Source organism: Halorubrum laminariae, assembly GCF_024494655.1.
GTDB classification, from domain to species: Archaea; Halobacteriota; Halobacteria; order Halobacteriales; family Haloferacaceae; genus Halorubrum; species Halorubrum laminariae.
The window spans coordinates 266,694-285,252 of the sequence record NZ_JANHDL010000003.1 but is presented as its reverse complement, the minus strand read 5'-3'; the positions used below and the strand labels follow the sequence as shown (position 1 = coordinate 285,252).

General features: G+C 66.8%; 22 protein-coding genes and 1 tRNA gene. 6 read left to right on the top strand and 17 right to left on the bottom strand.

From position 1 onward, the window contains the following. Positions 1 to 2: 2 nt before the first annotated feature. On the top strand, positions 3 to 1,853 hold the full coding sequence (locus NO887_RS07520) for a S9 family peptidase (RefSeq protein WP_256417848.1): 1,851 nt from the start codon (positions 3 to 5) through the stop codon (positions 1,851 to 1,853). A gap of 242 nt (positions 1,854 to 2,095) precedes the next feature. Here the strand turns inward: NO887_RS07520 and NO887_RS07515 are convergent, their stop codons facing one another. The 4 genes from NO887_RS07515 to NO887_RS07500 form a co-directional block, all read right to left on the bottom strand. Then, positions 2,096 to 2,884, bottom strand: a complete 789-nt coding sequence (locus NO887_RS07515) for an aldo/keto reductase (protein WP_256418015.1) — start codon at positions 2,882 to 2,884, stop codon at positions 2,096 to 2,098. Between the two features lie 127 nt (positions 2,885 to 3,011). Beyond that, complete coding sequence (locus NO887_RS07510) at positions 3,012 to 5,507, bottom strand: heavy metal translocating P-type ATPase (protein WP_256417847.1); 2,496 nt, start codon at positions 5,505 to 5,507, stop codon at positions 3,012 to 3,014. Further along, positions 5,508 to 6,365, bottom strand: coding sequence for a sulfite exporter TauE/SafE family protein (locus NO887_RS07505; protein ID WP_256417846.1), 858 nt, complete (start codon positions 6,363 to 6,365; stop codon positions 5,508 to 5,510). A 78-nt stretch (positions 6,366 to 6,443) separates the two neighbouring features. Further along, the gene (locus tag NO887_RS07500; protein WP_256417845.1) at positions 6,444 to 6,863 is read right to left on the bottom strand and encodes a cupredoxin domain-containing protein; all 420 of its coding nucleotides are present in this window, start codon (positions 6,861 to 6,863) and stop codon (positions 6,444 to 6,446) included. A 126-nt stretch (positions 6,864 to 6,989) separates the two neighbouring features. On the opposite strand from NO887_RS07500, the gene pth2 reads away from it, so the two are divergent. From pth2 to NO887_RS07485, 3 genes are all read left to right on the top strand, one after another. Continuing rightward, complete coding sequence (gene pth2, locus NO887_RS07495) at positions 6,990 to 7,328, top strand: peptidyl-tRNA hydrolase Pth2 (RefSeq protein WP_256417844.1); 339 nt, start codon at positions 6,990 to 6,992, stop codon at positions 7,326 to 7,328. 3 nt (positions 7,329 to 7,331) lie between these two features. After that, positions 7,332 to 8,888, top strand: coding sequence for a tRNA pseudouridine(13) synthase TruD (truD, locus tag NO887_RS07490; protein ID WP_256417843.1), 1,557 nt, complete (start codon positions 7,332 to 7,334; stop codon positions 8,886 to 8,888). 144 nt (positions 8,889 to 9,032) lie between these two features. Then, the gene (locus NO887_RS07485; protein WP_256417842.1) at positions 9,033 to 9,587 is read left to right on the top strand and encodes a GMP synthase subunit A; all 555 of its coding nucleotides are present in this window, start codon (positions 9,033 to 9,035) and stop codon (positions 9,585 to 9,587) included. 62 nt (positions 9,588 to 9,649) lie between these two features. Here the strand turns inward: NO887_RS07485 and NO887_RS07480 are convergent, their stop codons facing one another. The 7 genes from NO887_RS07480 to NO887_RS07450 form a co-directional block, all read right to left on the bottom strand. Then, entirely contained in the window at positions 9,650 to 10,093 is a 444-nt protein-coding gene (locus tag NO887_RS07480) for a universal stress protein (protein ID WP_256417841.1), read from the bottom strand. A 64-nt stretch (positions 10,094 to 10,157) separates the two neighbouring features. Then, positions 10,158 to 10,352 (bottom strand): HVO_0649 family zinc finger protein, encoded by a 195-nt coding sequence (locus NO887_RS07475; protein WP_256417840.1) that lies wholly within the window; start codon positions 10,350 to 10,352, stop codon positions 10,158 to 10,160. Between the two features lie 154 nt (positions 10,353 to 10,506). Next, positions 10,507 to 10,782, bottom strand: a complete 276-nt coding sequence (locus tag NO887_RS07470) for a DUF3194 domain-containing protein (RefSeq protein WP_256417839.1) — start codon at positions 10,780 to 10,782, stop codon at positions 10,507 to 10,509. A 6-nt stretch (positions 10,783 to 10,788) separates the two neighbouring features. After that, positions 10,789 to 11,172, bottom strand: coding sequence for a prefoldin subunit beta (locus NO887_RS07465; RefSeq protein WP_049982814.1), 384 nt, complete (start codon positions 11,170 to 11,172; stop codon positions 10,789 to 10,791). 224 nt (positions 11,173 to 11,396) lie between these two features. Beyond that, positions 11,397 to 11,651, bottom strand: a complete 255-nt coding sequence (locus tag NO887_RS07460; protein WP_256417838.1) for a KEOPS complex subunit Pcc1 — start codon at positions 11,649 to 11,651, stop codon at positions 11,397 to 11,399. 35 nt (positions 11,652 to 11,686) lie between these two features. Further along, a complete protein-coding gene (locus NO887_RS07455) occupies positions 11,687 to 11,821 on the bottom strand; it encodes a DNA-directed RNA polymerase subunit P (RefSeq protein ID WP_004049526.1) in 135 nt (44 codons plus the stop codon). A 4-nt stretch (positions 11,822 to 11,825) separates the two neighbouring features. Beyond that, positions 11,826 to 12,092 carry a 50S ribosomal protein L37ae gene (locus NO887_RS07450; RefSeq protein ID WP_006114269.1) on the bottom strand — a complete coding sequence of 89 codons (267 nt, stop codon included), beginning with the start codon at positions 12,090 to 12,092 and terminating at the stop codon, positions 11,826 to 11,828. Between the two features lie 147 nt (positions 12,093 to 12,239). Between NO887_RS07450 and NO887_RS07445 the strand changes: the two genes are divergently transcribed. Then, positions 12,240 to 13,175, top strand: a complete 936-nt coding sequence (locus NO887_RS07445) for a thiazole biosynthesis protein (protein ID WP_256417836.1) — start codon at positions 12,240 to 12,242, stop codon at positions 13,173 to 13,175. Positions 13,176 to 13,294: 119 nt separating this feature from the next. Here NO887_RS07445 and NO887_RS07440 read toward each other — a convergent pair whose 3' ends face one another. The 3 genes from NO887_RS07440 to NO887_RS07430 all read right to left on the bottom strand — a co-directional run bounded on the left by NO887_RS07440 (position 13,295) and on the right by NO887_RS07430 (position 14,993). Further along, the gene (locus NO887_RS07440) at positions 13,295 to 13,906 is read right to left on the bottom strand and encodes a translation initiation factor IF-2 subunit beta (RefSeq protein ID WP_256417835.1); all 612 of its coding nucleotides are present in this window, start codon (positions 13,904 to 13,906) and stop codon (positions 13,295 to 13,297) included. A 586-nt stretch (positions 13,907 to 14,492) separates the two neighbouring features. Further along, a tRNA-Met gene (locus tag NO887_RS07435) sits at positions 14,493 to 14,567 on the bottom strand. Positions 14,568 to 14,771: 204 nt separating this feature from the next. After that, complete coding sequence (locus NO887_RS07430) at positions 14,772 to 14,993, bottom strand: hypothetical protein (protein WP_256417834.1); 222 nt, start codon at positions 14,991 to 14,993, stop codon at positions 14,772 to 14,774. A gap of 143 nt (positions 14,994 to 15,136) precedes the next feature. On the opposite strand from NO887_RS07430, the gene NO887_RS07425 reads away from it, so the two are divergent. After that, the gene (locus tag NO887_RS07425; protein WP_256417833.1) at positions 15,137 to 16,753 is read left to right on the top strand and encodes a long-chain-fatty-acid--CoA ligase; all 1,617 of its coding nucleotides are present in this window, start codon (positions 15,137 to 15,139) and stop codon (positions 16,751 to 16,753) included. Here the strand turns inward: NO887_RS07425 and ftsY are convergent, their stop codons facing one another. The 3 genes from ftsY to rpl18a are packed head-to-tail and all read right to left on the bottom strand — an operon-like array spanning position 16,754 to position 18,501. Next, positions 16,754 to 17,851 (bottom strand): signal recognition particle-docking protein FtsY, encoded by a 1,098-nt coding sequence (gene ftsY / locus NO887_RS07420; protein WP_256417832.1) that lies wholly within the window; start codon positions 17,849 to 17,851, stop codon positions 16,754 to 16,756. Positions 17,852 to 17,860: 9 nt separating this feature from the next. Continuing rightward, the gene (gene pfdA / locus NO887_RS07415; protein ID WP_256418014.1) at positions 17,861 to 18,325 is read right to left on the bottom strand and encodes a prefoldin subunit alpha; all 465 of its coding nucleotides are present in this window, start codon (positions 18,323 to 18,325) and stop codon (positions 17,861 to 17,863) included. Continuing rightward, on the bottom strand, positions 18,325 to 18,501 hold the full coding sequence (rpl18a, locus tag NO887_RS07410; protein ID WP_256417831.1) for a 50S ribosomal protein L18Ae: 177 nt from the start codon (positions 18,499 to 18,501) through the stop codon (positions 18,325 to 18,327). The genes pfdA and rpl18a overlap by 1 nt, the downstream gene beginning before the upstream one ends. Between the last annotated feature and the right edge of the window lie 58 nt (positions 18,502 to 18,559).

The window sequence follows — 18,559 nt, the reverse complement described above, 5'->3', positions numbered from 1 at the left end:
TCATGCACCGGTACGACATCGAACGGTACCTCAACGTGCGCAGCGCTGGCGGGGCGGACATCGGTCCCGACGGCCGTCTCTCCGTCATCCTGAACACGACCGGCACCGGGCAGGTGTGGTCGCTCGACTCACCACTGGAGTGGCCCACGCAGCGCACGTTCTTCGAGGAAGCCGTCTCGTTCGTCGACTCCTCGCCGGAGCGCCCCGAGGCCGTCTTCGGCATGGACGAGGGCGGGAACGAGCGCACGCAGCTGTATCGCCTCAACTACGAATCGGGCGAGATCGTCGATCTCACCGATCGCCCGGAGGTGAAGCACCGCTGGGGCGGCTGGGATAGCGAGGGCGACCGATTCGCGTTCGCCTCAAACCGTCGTGACGAGGCCGTCTTCGACGTGTACGTGCAGGAGCGCGCGGGCGGGTCGACCGGAGACGCCGCGGGCGATCCGAGTGGTTCGAGCGATCCGCCCGACGCCGACCTCGTGTACGAGGGCGACGGCTGGCTCTCCGTCGCCGGCTGGTCGCCGAGCGACGACCGGCTGATCGTCCACGAGGCGCACGCCTCGTTCGACCACGACCTGTACACCCTCGACGTCGAGAACGGCGAGTTGACACACCACACGCCACACGAGGGCGACGTGCGCTACGGCAGCCCCGAGTGGGGCCCCGACGGCGAGGCGATATACTTGGTTACAGACCGCGACAGCGACACGCTCCGCTTGGAGCGACTCGATCTCGTGACCGGCGAGTTCGCAGTCGTCGCTGCCGGCGGCGAGTGGAACATCGACGGCGTCGCGCTCCACGAGGACTCCCGGCGGCTGGTCTACTCGCGCAACGTCGACGGGTACACCGATCTCTCGGTCGGTGAACTGGCCACGCCCGATCGGATCGACGAACTGCCCGCGCCCGACCTCCCGGACGGCGTCGCTGGCGGGGTGAGCTTCGGGCCCGAGGGCGACCGGTTCGCGGTCACCGCGGCGGGGAGCAAGCGCAACGCGAACGTCCACGTCGTCGAGACGACGACGGGAGAGACGGAGCGATGGACCGCGGCCGCGACCGCCGGTATCCCGCCCGAGACCTTCGTCGAGCGCGAGCTGGTCCACTACCCCACCTTCGACGAGCGGGAGATCCCGGCGTACTTCTCGGTTCCCGAGACGGAGCCGCCCGAGGCGGGGTATCCCGTCGTCGTCGACATTCACGGCGGGCCGGAGTCGCAGCGCCGCCCCTCCTTTTCGTCGGTCACGCAGTACCTACTGAACAGCGGGTACGCGGTATTCGAACCGAACGTCCGCGGCTCCTCGGGGTACGGAAAGGCGTACGCCGCCTTAGACGACGTGCGAAAGCGGATGGACTCGGTGAACGACCTCCGGGCGGGCGTCGAGTGGCTTCACGACTATCCCGAGATCGATCCCAACCGCGTCGTCGCGATGGGCGGCTCCTACGGCGGGTTCATGGTACTCGCGGCGCTGACGGAATATCCCGACCTGTGGGCCGCCGGCGTCGATGTCGTCGGGATCGCGAACTTCGTGACGTTCCTCGAAAACACCGGCGACTGGCGGCGCTCACTGCGGGAGGCCGAGTACGGGTCGCTCGCCGAGGACCGGGAGTTCCTAGAGTCGATCTCGCCGATCAACAGAATCGACCGCATTCAGTCGCCCCTTTTCGTCCTCCACGGCGAGAACGACCCGCGGGTCCCCGTCGACGAGGCCGAACAGATAGTCGAGCGGGCCCGCGATCAGGGCGTTCCCGTCCGCAAGCTGATCTTCGACGACGAGGGCCACGGCTTCTCGAAGCTGGAGAACCGCATCGAGGCGTACCGCGCGATCGTCGAGTTTCTCGACGAGCACGTGTCGTGAACGGCGTATCGGGGGTCGTTCGGTCGCCTCGCACGTGGACCGTACCTCATGCCTCCCCAGCCTCGGTCGGCGGCGGCCGCGGACCCGCACCGCGTCGCGGCCGCCCCTGCCCTCCCTCGCGCGGTCGCTCGCGGCCCGTCGGGCCGCTCACGGCACGCGCCACCGCACCGACATTGTCGAAGAGACTGCGATGTCGAAGAGACTGCGATGTCGAAGAGACCGCGATGTCGAGGACGTGTCGTTCAGTCCCAGTCGGGTCCGAAGTCAGGGTCGACGCGGCGGTCGCGCTCGTCGATCGCGTCGATCGCGGCGACATCTTCGTCCGTCAGATCGACGCCGAGGCTCGCGTAGTTGTCGCGGATGTGGGCCTCGCTCGTTGCCTTCGGGATGGCGGTCACGCCCTTCTCGCCGAGCCACGCGAGCGAGACTTGCGCCGCGCTGACGCCGTGGTCCTCGGCGATCTCCGTGACGGTCGGGTTGTCGAAGACCGCGCCGCGGGCCAGCGGCGAGTACGCGACGAGTTCGAGATCGCTGCCGTCGGCGTACTCGCGGAGTTCCTCCTGTTGGAGGAGCGGGTGCATCTCGACTTGGTTCGCGAACGGAGCCTCGCCGAGCACGTCGGTCGCCTCGTCGAGGTGGGCGGGCTCGAAGTTCGAGACGCCGATCCGGTCGATCAGGCCGTCGTCGCGCAGTTCGGCGAACGCCGACAGCGTCTCCTCAGGATCGTACGCGCCGGCCGGCCAGTGGACGTACAGCAGGTCGACCGAATCGACCGCGAGCTTCTGGAGGCTCTCGCGCGTCGAGGTGGCGACATCTTCGGGCGCGAGGTTGTCGATCCAGACCTTCGTGGCGAGGAACACGTCCTCGCGGTCCACGTCGGCGGTCGCGATCCCCTCGCCGACGGCCGCCTCGTTGCCGTACGCCTGTGCGGTGTCGACGTGACGGTATCCCGCCTCCAGTGCGGTTTGAACCGACTCGGTACACTGGGAGGAGTCCTCGTTTTGCCACGTTCCGATTCCGAGGGCGGGCATCCCGTTTCGGAGCGGTGCCGCGGGCTGTTGCTGTTGGTCTGTCATCGCATGCGTGTACCCGTGTGAGCCGAAAGTGGCTTGCGGTACGGGCGGGTGCGTCCGGGACTCGGCGGCGCTGTCCCCACGGTCACGCGTCGTCTGACAGCAGCGCCCGCGAGGAGTTCGTCACCACGAGCAGGCTGGACAGGCCCATCGCGACCGCGGCGAAGAGCGGATTGAGCAATCCAAGTGCCGCGAGCGGGATGGCGACCGCGTTGTACAGGAACGCCCAGCCGATGTTGCCCTTCACCCGCCGGCCGGCAGCCCGCGCGAGTTCGAAGACGGTCGCCACGGAGCCGAGGTCGTCGTCGACGATCGCCACATCCGCGGCGTCGGCCGCCATCGCGGTGCCGCCACCAAGCGCGATCCCGAGATCGGCCGCGGCGAGCGCGGGCGCGTCGTTGGTCCCGTCGCCGACCATCACAGTGAGTCCGTCGGCCTTCAGCCGCGTGACGGTCTCGGCTTTCCCCTCCGGCGGGACGCCAGCGAACACCGACGAGACCGCGTCGTGTTCCGAGAAGACCGTCGCTGCGCGATCGTCGTCGCCCGTGAGCACAACCACGTTCACACCGCCGTCGTCGAGCGTGGTCACCGTTTCCTCCCAGCCCTCGCGCAGTTTGTCGCCGACGACGATCATCCCCTCTGCCGCGCCGTCGCGGCCGACCGCGACCGGGACGCGTCCCACGTCGCGGGCGGCGGTGACCATCTCGCGGATCCGGTCCGGTACGTCCCACCCCCGCTCGTCGAAGAGGTCGGGGTGGCCGACGACGACCGGCGTCCCGTCGACGACGCCGGAGACGCCGCGGGCGTGACTCTTGAACTCCGCGACCGTTGGCGAAGATGACTCGTCGTCGTGCGCTGCGGCCACTCCTCCGTCTGCGACCGCGGGCGTCGAGTCGCCGTCGCCGGGAACCGTGTCGCCGGCAATCTCTCCGGGACCCGCCGACCGCGCCGCCGCGATCGCCTGCCCGACTGGATGGGCGGACCGCTCCTCCAATGCGGCCGCGAGCCGGAGCAGGTCGTCGTCGAGGTCGCGCTCGATCACCTGCATCTCTCCCGTCGTCAGCGTCCCCGTCTTGTCGAAGACGACTGTGTCGGCGTCGCGGACGCGCTCGAAGACGGTGTCGTCGAAGATCACGATGTTCCGTTCCAAGGCGTCGCGGATCCCCGCGGCCACAGCGAGCGGCGTCGCGAGCCCGAGCGCGCACGGACACGAGACGATGAGCACCGTGAGACCGACCAGCATCGCCCGCGTCACGCCGCTGCCGAGCGCGAGGTTGACCGCGGCGGCGACGACCGCGATCAAGAGCACCGCGGGAACAAATATCGTCGCGAGTCGGTCGGCGAGCTTCTGAACGCCGTGGTTCCCGCTCTGGAGGTCCCAGACCAACTCGGAGACGCGGTCGAGGCTGGAACTCGCGTCCGGCCCGACCGCGACTGTCAACGATCCGTCGGCGACGACCGACCCACCGACGACGGCGTCATCCGACGTTTTCCGGACGGGCAGCGACTCGCCGGTGACGACCGACTCGTCGACCGCCGCGTCGCCCATGACGACCTCACCGTCGACCGGAATCCGCTCGCCGGCGCGCACGAGCACGCGGTCGCCGGGATTCAAGGCGTCGAGCGCGACATCTTCCGTGTCCCCGTCTGCATCGATTCGCCGCGCCGAGTCGACCTGCACGGCGGTGAGATCGGAGAGCAACTCCGTCGCGCGGGATTTGATCGCGTCCTCGTAGTGGTTCCCGACCGTGACGATCACGATGATCGCGACGGTCACGTCGTAGTAGACGGAGGGGGACTCGACGAATATCACCGCGAGCGTGCTGTAAACGTACGCGCTGACCGCCGCGAGCGCGACGAGGAGATCCATGTTCGGTGAGCGCGTCTTCGCGCTGACGTACGCCCCACGGAGTATCGGTTTGCCCGTCACGAACAGTACCAGCGTGGTCAACACGGCGATGACGATGAAGAAGTACGTCCCGGAGGTCGACGCCATCGCCGCGTCGAGATACTCTAGCGTCCGCTCGTTGTAGAAGGGAAACGCGAAGTAGGTGGGATAGATGATGACGACGTACTGGAGCATGATCGCCATCCCGACGAGTACGCCCACGGCGAGTCGCGCCGTCGCCATGTTGTCGGCCCGGCGTTGCTCGAAGGCATCGTCGCGCGGGTACGCGCTGTAGCCGAGCCCGCTCACCGCCTCGGAGAGGTCGTCGGTAGAGACGGCGTCCGGGTCGTGGTCGATCCGCACCGTGTCCGTGACGTAGCTCGCGCTCGCGGCGCTCACTCCCTCGGTGTCGGTCGCGACCGTCTCGATGAACGCCTCGCATGTCGCACAGTGCATCCCGTCGACCTCCAGAAACGTCGCCTCGTGGTCGGCCGGAACCTCGGAACCTCTGGTGTCGCTCTCATCGGCGTTCGCGGAGCGCCGCGCGCGCACGTCGTCAGCGTCGATATCGGCGTCGCCGAGGGCCGCGTACACGTCCCGACAGCCGGCACAGCAGAAGCGGTTCCCGTCGTCGTCAGTGATGTCGACGCCGTCGGTCGGGAGGTCACAGAGGATGCAGCCGTCACCGCCCATTCACATCCCCCCGTGACTGCCAGCGCCGGTGACGTCGAGCGGGTTCCAGAACGGCAGGCTTGGGTGCGGGACGTGAACGCCGACGGCCATCAGTCCGTGCGCGAACAGCACGTAGCCGAGCGCGACGAACGCGAGTCCGAGCAGTCGGTGGACCCGCCTGCGGTGGACCGCGTCGACCCCCTCGATCACCGTGCCGTAGAGGAACACCGCTGGCATCGTGCCGACGCCGAGCGCAGCGAGCGCGAGCGCGCCGCTCGTCGCCGAGCCGCTCGCGAACGCGTAGAGGTACGCCGGGTAGAGGATGGGGCAGGGCAACAGCCCGTGGAGCGCGCCGAGCCCCACGATCCCGGGGCCGTTCGCCAGCCGGTCGACGTGCCCCGTGAGCCAGCCGGTGACGCGGTCGAGTCCGGGGAGGTGGACGCCGCCGGTCGCGCTGCCGAGCGCGTAGCGGACGCCGACGACAATAACGGCCGCCCCGACGCCGAGGCCGACAATCCCTCGAACGGCTTCCGCCGCGCCTGTCAGTGTCGCCGTCGTGACGAGCACTGCGCCGCCGAGCGCGCCGAGCGCCGCGCCGATGAGGGTGTAACTGGTCGCCCGCCCGAGATTGAACAGGGCGTGCTGGCGGACCTCGTAGGTGGTGAGATGGCTCGCGCGGCCGCCGGTTGCGGTGCCTGAGCCGCCGCGCGTCTGGCTGCCGGTCGCGCCCCCGTCGGTGCGGCCGCCGGCCTCATCGCGCATCCGTCCGGCGTAGACGGTAACGAGCGGGCCGCACATGCCGATGCAGTGGGCTCCACCGAGGACCCCGATGGCGAGAAACAGGAGAACGTCGACTCCGAGAAGCGTCGCGATGGCCATGGGTCAGTTGGTAACGGTTAGGCTCGGGGGCGCTAATGAGTTTCGTCGAGTTCGGTCAACGTTGAGACGCATGACACGTCACTCCTCGACGGACACCGTCCCAACCATGCCGCCGGTGAGGTGCGGGATACAGACGTAGTGGTGCGTGCCCGGAACGGTGAACGTGTGCGAGAAGCGGTCTCCCGTCTCCAGCCCGCCGCCGAACTCGCTCTCCCACTCATCCAGCGCGGTCTCGTAGTCGTCGTATCCGCCGGACGCGAAGTACGACGCGTCGTCCGGGAGTCGGCTGGCGGTGACCGTGTGGGTGCGCGCGCTCGTGTTCTCCCAGACCACGGTGTCGCCGACGGCGACGGTTATCTCGGCCGGCCGGAACGCAGACGCCGTCATCCCCACGTCGTATCCTGGGTCACCGCCAACGCCGGCACAGCCGGCGAGACCGATCGAGGCCCCCACCGCCCCGAGCGCGCCGGCCTGCCGGAGGAACCGTCTGCGATGCATACATCACCTGAGGGCTCCGGTCGTTTCAATATCGCGGTCGTCCCCGTCTAGCGGGAACGCCCTCGTAATCTGGAGCGCGACCGCCGAGAGACAAACGCTAAACCCGCGGCGGCGGTGCGAACGGGTATGAAGCAGGCCATCGTCGCCCGGACCGATATCGGAATGGGTCAGGGGAAACTCGCCGCGCAGGTCGCGCACGCGTCGCTGTCAGCGTATCAAGACGCCGGCAGACGCGCCCGCAAGAAGTGGCAGGGCGAGGGACAAAAGAAGGTCGTGCTCAAGGGCGATTCCGAGAGCCAACTGTTCGAACTGGCCGACAAGGCAGAGACAGAAGGACTGCCGTACGCAATCGTCCGCGACGCCGGTCACACCCAACTGGAGCCGGGAACTGTCACCGCGCTCGCGGTCGGTCCCGGCCGCGACGAACTGGTTGACCGCGTGACCGGCGATCTCTCGCTGTACTGACTGATGGGAGACGAACACCGAGACGGTGACGACCTCCGAGACGCCATCACCCTCCGAGAGGGCCACCCGATCGAGCGCGCGGTCGGCATGGACTACTACGTCAGCGACGCGGACGGAATCGGCGGACGGCTCCGCGAGACGCCCGACGACTTCCGCGTCCGAGAGTTGGAGGCGTTCGAGCCGGAGCCACTCGACGCCGATCCGGGGAGCTATCCCGAACTCATCGTTCGCGTCACCCTCCGCGACTGGGATACGAATGACTTCGCGCGGCGGATCTCAGACGCGCTGCAGATCAGCCGCGAGCGGGTCTCGTGGGCGGGAACGAAGGACAAACGCGCCGTCACGACACAGCTATTCACGCTCCGCAGCGTCGACGCCGCCGACCTCCCCGACATCCGCGGTGCAGAGATCGATCCGCTCGGACGCGCCGGTCGGGGACTCTCTTTCGGCGACCTCGCCGGCAACGCTTTCGAGATCCGGGTCGCCGACGCGGTCGCGGACGCCCCCAAACGAGTCGCCGACGTGGCTCGGGACCTCAGCGCGTTCGCGGGCGCGGAGTCAGATGTGGACGCGGACGAGGGTGAGATCGCGGGGCCAGATGGCACCCTCGAAATCACGGGCGCGACCGTCGGCGTCCCCAACTACTTCGGCCAGCAGCGGTTCGGGAGCCGCCGGCCGGTCACCCACCGCGTCGGGCTCGCGATCGTCCGGCGCGATCCGCGAGAGGCGGTCCGGCTGTACGCGGGGAACCCTGCACCGGCGGAGCCGGACGACACGCAGGCTGCTCGCGACCGGGTCGACGCCGCGTTCGGCGTCGGCGACGAGCGGGCAGACGCCGGTGACGGCGGACGCGCGGACGCCGCCGATGACGGAGACGAACACGCGGACGGCACCGGCGACGGCGACTGGGCGGCCTGCCTCGACGCGCTCCCCCGAAAGCTCCGATTCGAGCGCTCAATGGTCCATCGGCTCGCGGACCGCGATGTCGACCCCGCCGCGCCGCGCGACCACGACGACTGGTGGCACGCACTGGAGGCTGTTCCCTCGAATCTCCAGCGGCTGTTCGTCAACGCTGCGCAGTCGGCCCTGTTCAATCGGATCGTGAGCGAGCGCCTTCGACGCGGAATCCACTTCGATCGCCCCGTTGCCGGCGATGTGGTCTGTTTCGCGGACGGCAACGCGCCAGACGAGTTATACGCCCCCGACACGGATCGGATCCAGCGCGTCGACGCCGACCGCGTCTCCGTTGTCTCCCGTCACTGCGAACGGGGTCGGGCGTTCGTCACCGCGCCGCTCGTCGGCACCGACATCGACCTCGCTGACGACGAGCCCGGCGAGATTGAACGCGCGGTGCTCGACGACGCCGATATCGACCCGAGAGACTTCGCGCTGCCCGGCGAGTTCGACTCGTCCGGAACCCGTCGAGCGATCCTCCTTCGCACAGACCTCGACGTGACCGTCGACGACGGCGACCCGCGGTTCGCGTTCGCGCTCCCGAGCGGGTCGTACGCGACCGTCCTGCTCCGCGAGTTCACGAAGTCCGGCCCGCTCGACGACTGACTGCGGACCGACGGGCCAACGGCGATCCGTCTGACCAAAACTGATCCACGGATCCGGATCGAATTGTCTTCAAATCGGAGCAAAAACCCACGATACTGCAGTCGGTTCCGAGCCGTTTTTGTGCGCGAGTCCGCAATCGGTTCCATGACCCGGATCGTCGTCATCGACCTCCACGGCCAGTTCACGCACCTCGAACGGCGGGCGCTCCGCGACCTCGGCGTCGACACCGAGATCGTTCCGGCGGACGCACCCGCCGACGAGGTGGACGCCGACGGGATCGTCCTCTCCGGCGGGCCCGACATGGACCGCGTCGGCAACGCGCCCGACTACCTCGACCTTGACGTGCCCGTCTTCGGGATCTGCCTCGGGATGCAGCTGATCGCCCTCGAACGTGGTGGAGCGGTCGGCGGCGGCGACTACGGCGGCTACGCCGATGTCGACATCGAGATCGTCGACGACGACGACCCGCTCGTGGGGTCGCTCGCGCCCGAGACCCGCGTGTGGGCCTCTCACGCCGACGAAGTGAAGGAACTACCAGACGGATTCGTTCGGACCGCCACCTCCGACGTCTGCGGGATCGAGGCGATGGCGGATGTCGACGCAGACCACTACGGCGTCCAGTGGCACCCCGAAGTCGCGCACACCGAGCGCGGCGAGGAGGTCTTCGAGAACTTCGTGTCCATCTGCGAGTCCGCGTAGTCGGCGCGCTCCGCTCGGGAAGCCGTTACCGTCCTCGCCGGACTTCTGGTATCACCGATAGCTCAGGCGTCGTCGACATCCCCGCCTGTCGCCCGTACGGTCAACACTGGTACCGCGCTGTGGCGCACGACTCGCTCGGCGACGGAGCCGGCGGAGAGGAACCTGCCGAGCCCGGTTCGCCCGTGTGTCCCCATCACGATCAGATCGACTTCATACTGTTCTGCGGCGTCGAGGATCTCCTCGTGTACCCGTCCGCGCCGGAGGTGCCGCTCGACGGGAACGTCGCACCGCTCGCCGGCCTCGGTGACCGCGTCGAGCGCGCGCTCGCCGCGAGCCTCCTCGCGCTCGACGGCCATATCCCACTCCCCGACTCCGGGAACCGAGTTGTCGACGACGAACAGGGCATGGATCCGAGCGTCGGCAAGCGCCGCGAGATTACAGGCGTGTTCGACGGCAGCGTCGCTCCCGCGGCTCCCGTCGGTCGGACAGCAGATCGCGTCGTACATTCACGCCTTCACCGACTGACTCACTCGCACGAATCGATCCGTGCCGGACTGCCCTCCGAAGGCCTCACAACCGGTAGCGGCGTATCTGTTCGGTCCCGCAACTCGAACACTCTCGTCGGTACTCGACAGTCGCGCCCGAGGTGGCTGCCTCCCACTCCCCGTCGTCCACGAACCCACACTCCTCACAGGTGCGTGGCCGCCCGTCAAGCCGCGCCCGAAGCCGCTCGAAGGCCGACGTTCCGCCATAACTGGATGACATGTGGTCTCATAGCACAGTAACTGAGTAATAACTATCGGTGCCAACACGTCATAAAGATGTCACTGTCGGTCGCTCGTCGCTCTCGGTCATCAGAGTTTGGTCACGGTCACCGGCAACTGTGACTACGTAACGAGAGACAGGTCTTGGCGACCTGTTACTCCGCGAAGAGTTCGTCGACCGCGTCGCCGGCGGTCTCCGCGGCGTCGCTGGCGACGGTGTCGGGATCGGGTTCGGCATCGTCGGGCACGTTGAGATACACGTCGACGTCGAGGACGCCGTCTTCGAACGTGACGGTCACGTCAAGGTCGGTCACCGTCGACTGGTCGTAGTGTTTGAAGACGATGCCTTCGGCCGCCTCGGCGGCGGCGTCGACAACCTCCGTGTCGCTCGGACCGTTAGCCGACTGGTCACCGGTCGATTCGTCGCTCATCGCGGCTTACGCGCCGCCCGCGCCCGGACCGCCCGGACCCATCGGACCGCCGCCAGCGCCGCCCTGGAGCATCTGCTGCAGTTCGCCCTGAAGGTCGTCGAACTGCTCTTCGACGCGCTCTTCCTGTTTTTCGAGCTGTTCGGCGCGAACTTCGAGGGAGTCGACCTTGTTCTCGAGGTCCGCGCGGGCGGACTCGTAGTCGGTCTCGACGAGGACTTCGCCGATCTCGCGGTACATTCCGGCGTCCTCGTCGACATCTTCGAGAGCGTCAAGCGCGGTCTTCGACTCGTTGAGTGCGCTCTTCGCCTGCTCTTTCTGTTCTGCAACCTGTTGGGCGGTCTCTTGGAGTTCCTGAAGCTCCTCGATCTTCTCCTGTGCCTCGGGCGGCATGTTCCCTTGCATGGACAGAAGGTAGCGACCCGGACAGAAAAACCCCCGTCTTCTCTACCGAGAAGAGAAAACAACGATACAGGCACTCAAGAGCCCAAAAACGATTGAATAGGCGCTCGATCTCGCACTACCATTCGCTCTCGTCGGACAAGACTTGTCGTCACGCTCCGCGAACCTCACTCTCCACCAGTGTCACACACCACCAATGTCACTCACCATCAATGTCACTCTCCACCACTGGCGCTGACATGCTCTGCGACGGCGACGAGCCGCGACCAGCTGTTGACCCCGGCGCGGAGCGCGACCAGATCGTCGGCGACGACGCGAACGCGCACCGCCGCCACGTCGCGATCGACTGTCGCGCCCGAGCGAGCATCGTCGATCTCATCGACTTCAGGTGCGAGCGCGTCGCTGACGAGCCGTGCGCGCCGCTCGGAGGGGTACGTGAACGTGAGAACCGTTTCGTGTGCGCGAGTCATCGAAAGAGCCGTCACGGTCGCCACCAGCCGACCGCCTACTCGACGTTGACTTCCTTCACGTCGCCGCCGCGCTCTTTCAGGAGGACGCGGTGGCCGCAGTACGGACAGCGTACGCCGCCGTACTCGTCAAGTGTGACGTCGCGCTTGCAGCGGGAGCACTTGTAGCTCATCTACCTACTCCTCGTCGGCGAGCGCAGCGCGGATGGAGCGACGGACGGTACGGCCACCCGGCGTCTCGGGGCGGTAGGCCCCGCCGGTGAATGTCTCGCCCGTCTCCTCGTTGACCCAGATGCCCGTCCCGACGCGCTTGACGTCGTCGCCGTCGACGGTCGCGTTGCGCATCTCCTCTTCGATGTCCTGAACCCGTTTGCGGGAGACCCGGCCGTAGCGAGCGCCGAATCGGCCCGCACTCCCGGTGCTTCGTGCCTTGTCCTCAGCCATAGTAAGTGCGAATACCGCCAGCGCGGGTAAAAAGGCTACGAGTTGGGAGCGTCGAGCGGGATCGATACGGCCCGAGCCGGTTGAGTGCACCCTCAGTGCGCCGCCGACCGTAACCATTAATACTACCTAGTAATATCACTTGGTTGTATGAACGGATACAACGGCTTCGCAGACGTGAGCGAGACGGACGTAACGCAGGCGATCGGCACCGAGTGGACGGACGGGTTTCTCGATTTTACCGAGTCAGAAGTGATCATTCTCGGTGGCGGGCCGTCGGGACTGATGGCCGCGAAGGAACTGGCAGAGCGCGGCGTGAAGGTGATGATCGTCGAGAAGAACAACTACCTCGGCGGCGGGTTCTGGCTCGGCGGCTTCCTGATGAACACGGTGACGGTCCGCGATCCGGCCCAAGAGATACTCGACGACCTCGATGTCGACTACGAGCCGGTCGAGGACGTGGACGGGCTCTACACGGCGGCCGGCCCGGAGGCCTGCTCCGGGCTCATCAAGGCGGCGTGCGACGCCGGCGCGCGTGTCCAGAACATGACGGAGTTCACCGACCTCGTCGTCCGCGAGGACCATCGCGTCGGCGGGATCGTGATGAACTGGACGCCGGTCCACGCGCTCCCGCGCGAGATCACCTGCGTCGACCCGATCGCGGTCGAGTCCGACCTCGTGATCGACGCCACCGGCCACGACGCGGTCGCGATCAGCAAACTCGACGAGCGGGGCGTGCTCTCGGCACCGGGAATCGAACACGCGAAAGAACACAACACCGGGATGGATCAGACCGACGACGGGCAGTACGGCGCGCCGGGGCACGACTCGCCCGGCCACGATTCGATGTGGGTCGGCGAGAGTGAAGACGCCGTGGTCGAGCATACTGGCGTCGTCCACGACGGCCTGATCGCCTCGGGCATGGCGGTCGCGACCGCCCACGGCCTCCCGAGGATGGGCCCGACCTTCGGCGCGATGTTAGTCTCCGGCAAGAAGGCCGCTCAAAGCGCCCTCGACGAACTCGGCGTGGACGAGCCGGACATCAGTCTCTCCGCGGGTAGTGAACCGGCTCCCGCTGACGACTGAGTCGCTGACAGCGAGTCTCGCCGGCGACACGGTCCTCCCAAACAGTCTCACAGTGTCCACGCGAGGCTATCGGAGGAACGACAGCGGTCTGAAAATGCGAGTGATTGACGACTGCCGACTCAGTTCTCGCGGCGGGCGAACGCAAGGTTGCCGGAGACGTTTTTGATGTAGGCTTGGACGGTCTCGCCCTCCTGTGCGCCGGGGACGAAGACGGTGTACTCGCCGCGCTCCGCGACGCCGTCGCCCTTGCGGCCGGTGCCGACGATCTCGAGTTCGTAGGTTTTGCCCGACTCGATGGCCTCCTCCTGCCGCTGGGTGTTCTGGGTATTCTGTTTAGCGACCGGTCGGAACGCTCCGCAGGCCTCACAGCGGAGCATAGGCGTGCGATTTTCGGTCTCCAGTCGCGTGTCGGGGAGTCCACACTCCGAACAGGTGACGAACGACTCGATGTACGAGTCGATCGCGGCTTGGAAGTCGCGTTCGCGAAAGTTCCCGCTGTAGCGGGCGCGGCCGTCTTCGTACTGTCCGGCGGTACCGAGCTCCTGCTGGATCTTCGAGTGGACGTGTTCGGGGTCGCGGCTCAGCGCGTCCGCGATGGCGGAGAGGTTCGTCAGACGCGTGAACGCGCCGTCCTTCTGCGTCTCCGGGTCAGGCACCGACAGTCGCTCGTCGGACCCGCCCAGATCCGGCACCTCCTCCATCGCGCGGTCGAGGCTCGATTCGTAGTCCATGTCCGAGCGAACGACCGCGCGACGGAAATCGCTTCCGGGTTCGGAACGCGGGAAGAAAGCGGGCGGGGGTGAGTGTTGCAGACCGCCGCCAGCAACGTGGAATCACATACCTGTGCGGTGGCGCGCCTCCGAGCGGCCGACAGGCCGAGAGGAGCCCGCGAGGGATGCCGCGAGCGCCGTATAACGGCGCGAAGCGGCGAGGCTGGGGAGGCGTGAGGAGCGGTTGCGGTGCTGTGGGGATGGGACGGGACTCGAAAGGCAGTCGCCGGCGGCTTTTGCCGCCGGCTGCCAGAGGCGCTCCGCGTCTCGCTGTCGCGAGCCGTCGCGACTGGGGCGTTGGAGGCTGTCACCGTGCTCTCACCGATAGATAACCAGCTTCCAGCAACTCCACCAGATCACTTTATGAACGCGCACTCAAACCGCGTGCAACACTCACTCCCGCCATCGATCACAGGGCAGGTTCGGTCTTCCAAGTGATTCGGGTAGAAGATAGTGAATCCGGGGAAGCGTTGTATGACATCCGCAGGGGAGCAAAACGGCGACGGGACACGAACGCGTCGCTTCGGACGTGGCGTTCGTCCAGAAGTAGCGGGAGGTAGATTTGAACTACCGATCTCCGGGTTATGAGCCCGGCGGAATCTCCTGGCTATCCCATCCCGCTATCGTATCAAACTCGCGTGCAACTGTTAAGGGTTCTGATCCCGTCGCCCGTGTGCGATTCGTCCACGATACAGTTATATATGCACTTCCGCCGTGTCATCCCCGATCTGACACTTTTTTGACTGTCTCGCGGTATCCGTTCGCCGTCGCCCGCATCGGCTCATCAGTGCCATCCGTGTCGGATCACCGCCCCCGCCCGCCCCGCTCACTCGTCGTCGCCCGCGGCGGCCGCGTACCGGCGACGGAACCAGATCGTCGCGATGCTCCCCACGGCGAACGCCACCGGGAGGGCGGCCTCAGCCGGGTCGCCCGAGAACAGCCGCGGTGCCGTCAGTCCAGCCATCAGAGCGAACAGCAGTCCCACCAGTCCCGCGATCGGCTCTAAGTACCCACCGGTGACCGGCATCCGACCGGATTCATCACTCATACTGCCACCGTCATCGCCGACCCGCTAAAACCCCACGGCGACACGAAGCCGCCCAAACCGCTCAAACGCCCGACTCCACGGCTCCCCGCGCCAGCTTGCAGCGGCCGCAAACACTATCATGAATCATAAATAGTGATAGATCGATGCGAAAACCGTTACTCACGACGGACTTTCTCGACCGAGCGAGGCGACACTACGCGGACGAGGAGGCTGTTCTCGCGGTCGACGGCACGCGATACACGTACGCCGAACTCGGTGACCGTGCAGACCGGTTCTCGGCCGCGCTACAGGCCCGAGGGATACGGAAGGGCGACCGCGTCGCAGTGTTGGACCCGAACACGCACTACCACCTCGAAGCCGCATACGGGGCGATGCAGGTCGGTGCGGTCCACACGCCGCTCAACTACCGACTCACGCCCGACGACCTCGCGTACATGCTCTCCGACGCGGGCGTCGACGCCATCTACGCCGACGCCGAGTACGCGGCGAACGTCGAGGCCGTCCGCGGTGAGGTCCCCACGGAGGTGTTCCTCACAAACGACGCCGACGCGGTCGAGGGCGACTGGGAGTCGTTCGACGCCGCGCTCGCGGAGGCGGACCCCGCGGCCTACGAGCGGCCGGAGATGGACGAAGACGACGTGATCACGATCAACTACACCTCGGGGACGACGGGCGACCCGAAGGGCGTCTGTCGCACCCACCGCGCCGAGACGCTGCACGCGTACCTCATCACGATCCATCAAGAGATCACGGACGACGACGTGTACCTCTGGACGCTCCCCATGTTCCACGTCAACGGCTGGGGACACATCTACGCGATCACGGGGATGGGTGCGCGGCACGTCTGCACCCGCGGCGTCGACGTCGCCGAGGCGTTCGAGCGGATCCGGACGGAAGGCGTCTCGTACTTCTGTGCGGCACCGACCGTCCTCAACATGTTCGGCGACCACCATGCCGACCACGGCGGGGCGACAACCGGCGAGAACCCGGTGCGGGTCGCGACCGCCGGGGCCGCACCGCCGGAGGCGACGATCCGCACCGTCGAATCGGAGTTCGGCTGGGAACTCAAACACGTGTACGGCGCGACCGAGACGGGGCCGCTCGTGACGACGTCCGACGCCAAGCGGCACTTCGAATCCGGGTCCGACGACCGGTTCGCCGTGAAGAAGACGCAGGGGATCGGCTACCTCGGCACCGACGTGCGAGTCGTCGACGAGAACGGCGAGGACGTGCCCCCCGACGGCGAGACCATCGGCGAGGTCGTCGTCCGCGGCAATCAGGTGATGGACCGCTACTGGGAGAAGCCCGAGGCCACCGAGGAGGCCTTCTCCGAGCGGCTGGAGGGATACTACCACATGGGCGACCTCGCTGTTATAGACGAGGACGGATTCATCTCCATTCAGGATCGCAAGAAGGACATCATCATCTCGGGCGGCGAGAACATCTCCTCCATCGAGTTGGAGGACACCCTCTTCGAACACGAGGTCGTCGCAGACGTGGCGGTCATCCCCGTTCCGGACGACCAGTGGGGTGAGACGCCGAAGGCGTTCGTCGTCCCCGAGGGCGGCGACCCGGACGACGCCGACGCGACGCCCGAGGAACTCCGCGAATTCGTCCGCGAGCGCGTCGCGACCTACAAGACGCCCGGCGAGGTCGAGTTTGTCGCGGAGCTACCGACGACGGCCACGGGGAAGATCCAGAAGTACGAGCTGCGGGAACGAGAGTGGGACGACCGAGACCGAATGGTCGGTGAGGGGTAGCTACTCCTCGCCGAGCAGGCTCTCGACGAGTTCTTCGGGGTCGAACAGCGTGATGTCGTCGTACCCCTGTCCGGTGCCGAGAAAGAGGATCGGCTTTCCGGTGACGTACGCCACGGAGATCGCGGCACCGCCGGAGGAGTCCGCATCGGCCTTCGTTAAGATTGTGCCGTCAATCTCGGCGGCGTCGTTGAACTCCTTCGCGCGGGTGACCGCGTCCTGCCCGGCGACCGCCTCGTCGACGAACAGCGTCATGTCGGGGTCGACGACGCGATCGATCTTCTCCAGTTGGGCCATCAGGTCGTCGCTCGTGTGGAGCCGGCCGGCCGTGTCACCGAGCACGACATCGATGTCGTTGGCCTCGGCGTACTCCACGCCGTCGTAGATGACCGCCGCGGGATCTCCGCCTTGGTCGTGCGTAATCAGCTCACGATCCAGCCGGTCGGCGTGCTCTCTGATCTGCTCGTTCGCGCCCGCTCGGTACGTGTCGCCGTTCGCCAGCACCGACGAGTAGCCGCGGTCAGCGAGCCACTCGGAGAGCTTCGCGATGCTCGTCGTCTTCCCGACGCCGTTGACGCCGGTGAAGACGATGGTCACCGGCTTGTCTGCCTCGGCGATCCGCTCTTCGAAGTCGAACTGTCCGACGGCGATCACGTCGAGCAGGGCGTCGTGCAGCGCCGACTCGACGAGCTCGCCCGTCGTCTCCACCTGCTTTCGCGACTCGCCGAGCATCTTCTCGCGGACCGTATCGAGGATGCGCTCCGCGACGCTCATCTCCACGTCGCTCTCTAAAAGCGCCATCTCGAGGTCCCACAGCGGTTCCTCTAGGTCCTCCTCCTCGATGATGATCCGCCCGGTCGCGAACGCCTTGGCGCGCTGGAACGTGCTCGGATCGTCGTCGCTCTCGTCCGATCCCTCGACGGCCGCGTCGGCGCTCGGTGCCGCCTCGGTCTGGACCACAGAGCCGTCGCCGGCCTGATCGCTCTCAGACGGGTCGTCGCCCTCGGCTGACCCCGTCTGCTCGTCCGGCTCTTCGACCTTGGTGCTCTCCTCGACATCTTTCCGGAACCCGGAGAGCTTGTCTTTCAGTCCGTCGAACACGGTTTGTCGCTACTCCTCGTCGTCTGCCGCCTGCTGCAGCTGATCCATCTGCTGTTGCTGCTGTTGTTGCATCTGCTGTTGCATCTGCTGGGCCTGCTGTTCGAGTTCATCGCTCTCGGACTCGAGCTCGTCGATGTCCGCTTGCGTCTCCTCGATCCGGTCGTCGAGCGACTCCTGCTTGCGGCGGAGCACGTCGATGGCGTCGCCTTGGTTCTGTTCTGCGGAGTAGTTACCGCCGAGCGAGACGATTATCTCGTCGATGTCCTGCACCTCGGCGCGGACGTACGCGCCGCCGCCGAGCGGCACCTGCACCGTCGCGCCCGTGTCGAGCGTCTCGATCGCTTCGACCGCGTCGTCGATGTCGCTTTTCTCCTCGCGGTAGCCGTCGATCTCGGCTTCGAGCGCCTCGATCTCCTCGTCGAGCGCCTGCAGTTCCTGCGAGAGCTGCTGGAGTTGCTGCTGACCGCCACCCATCATGCCGCGGACACCTCCTCGATCTCGATCTGCGTGCGCTTGCGGTTGTGCTGGCTTCCGACCGTCGTGTAGATCCGCTCGCGGGCGAGCGACTCGTTTTCCGCTTCGACCTCCTTCGTGAAGGGCTGGTCGCCGTCTCGACTCTGGAACTGTCCACTCACCGTGTAGGTACTCATGTTCCTCGTTCCGGCAGGGACAGGGAAGTATCTTCCTAAAAAAGAGAACCGCGAACGA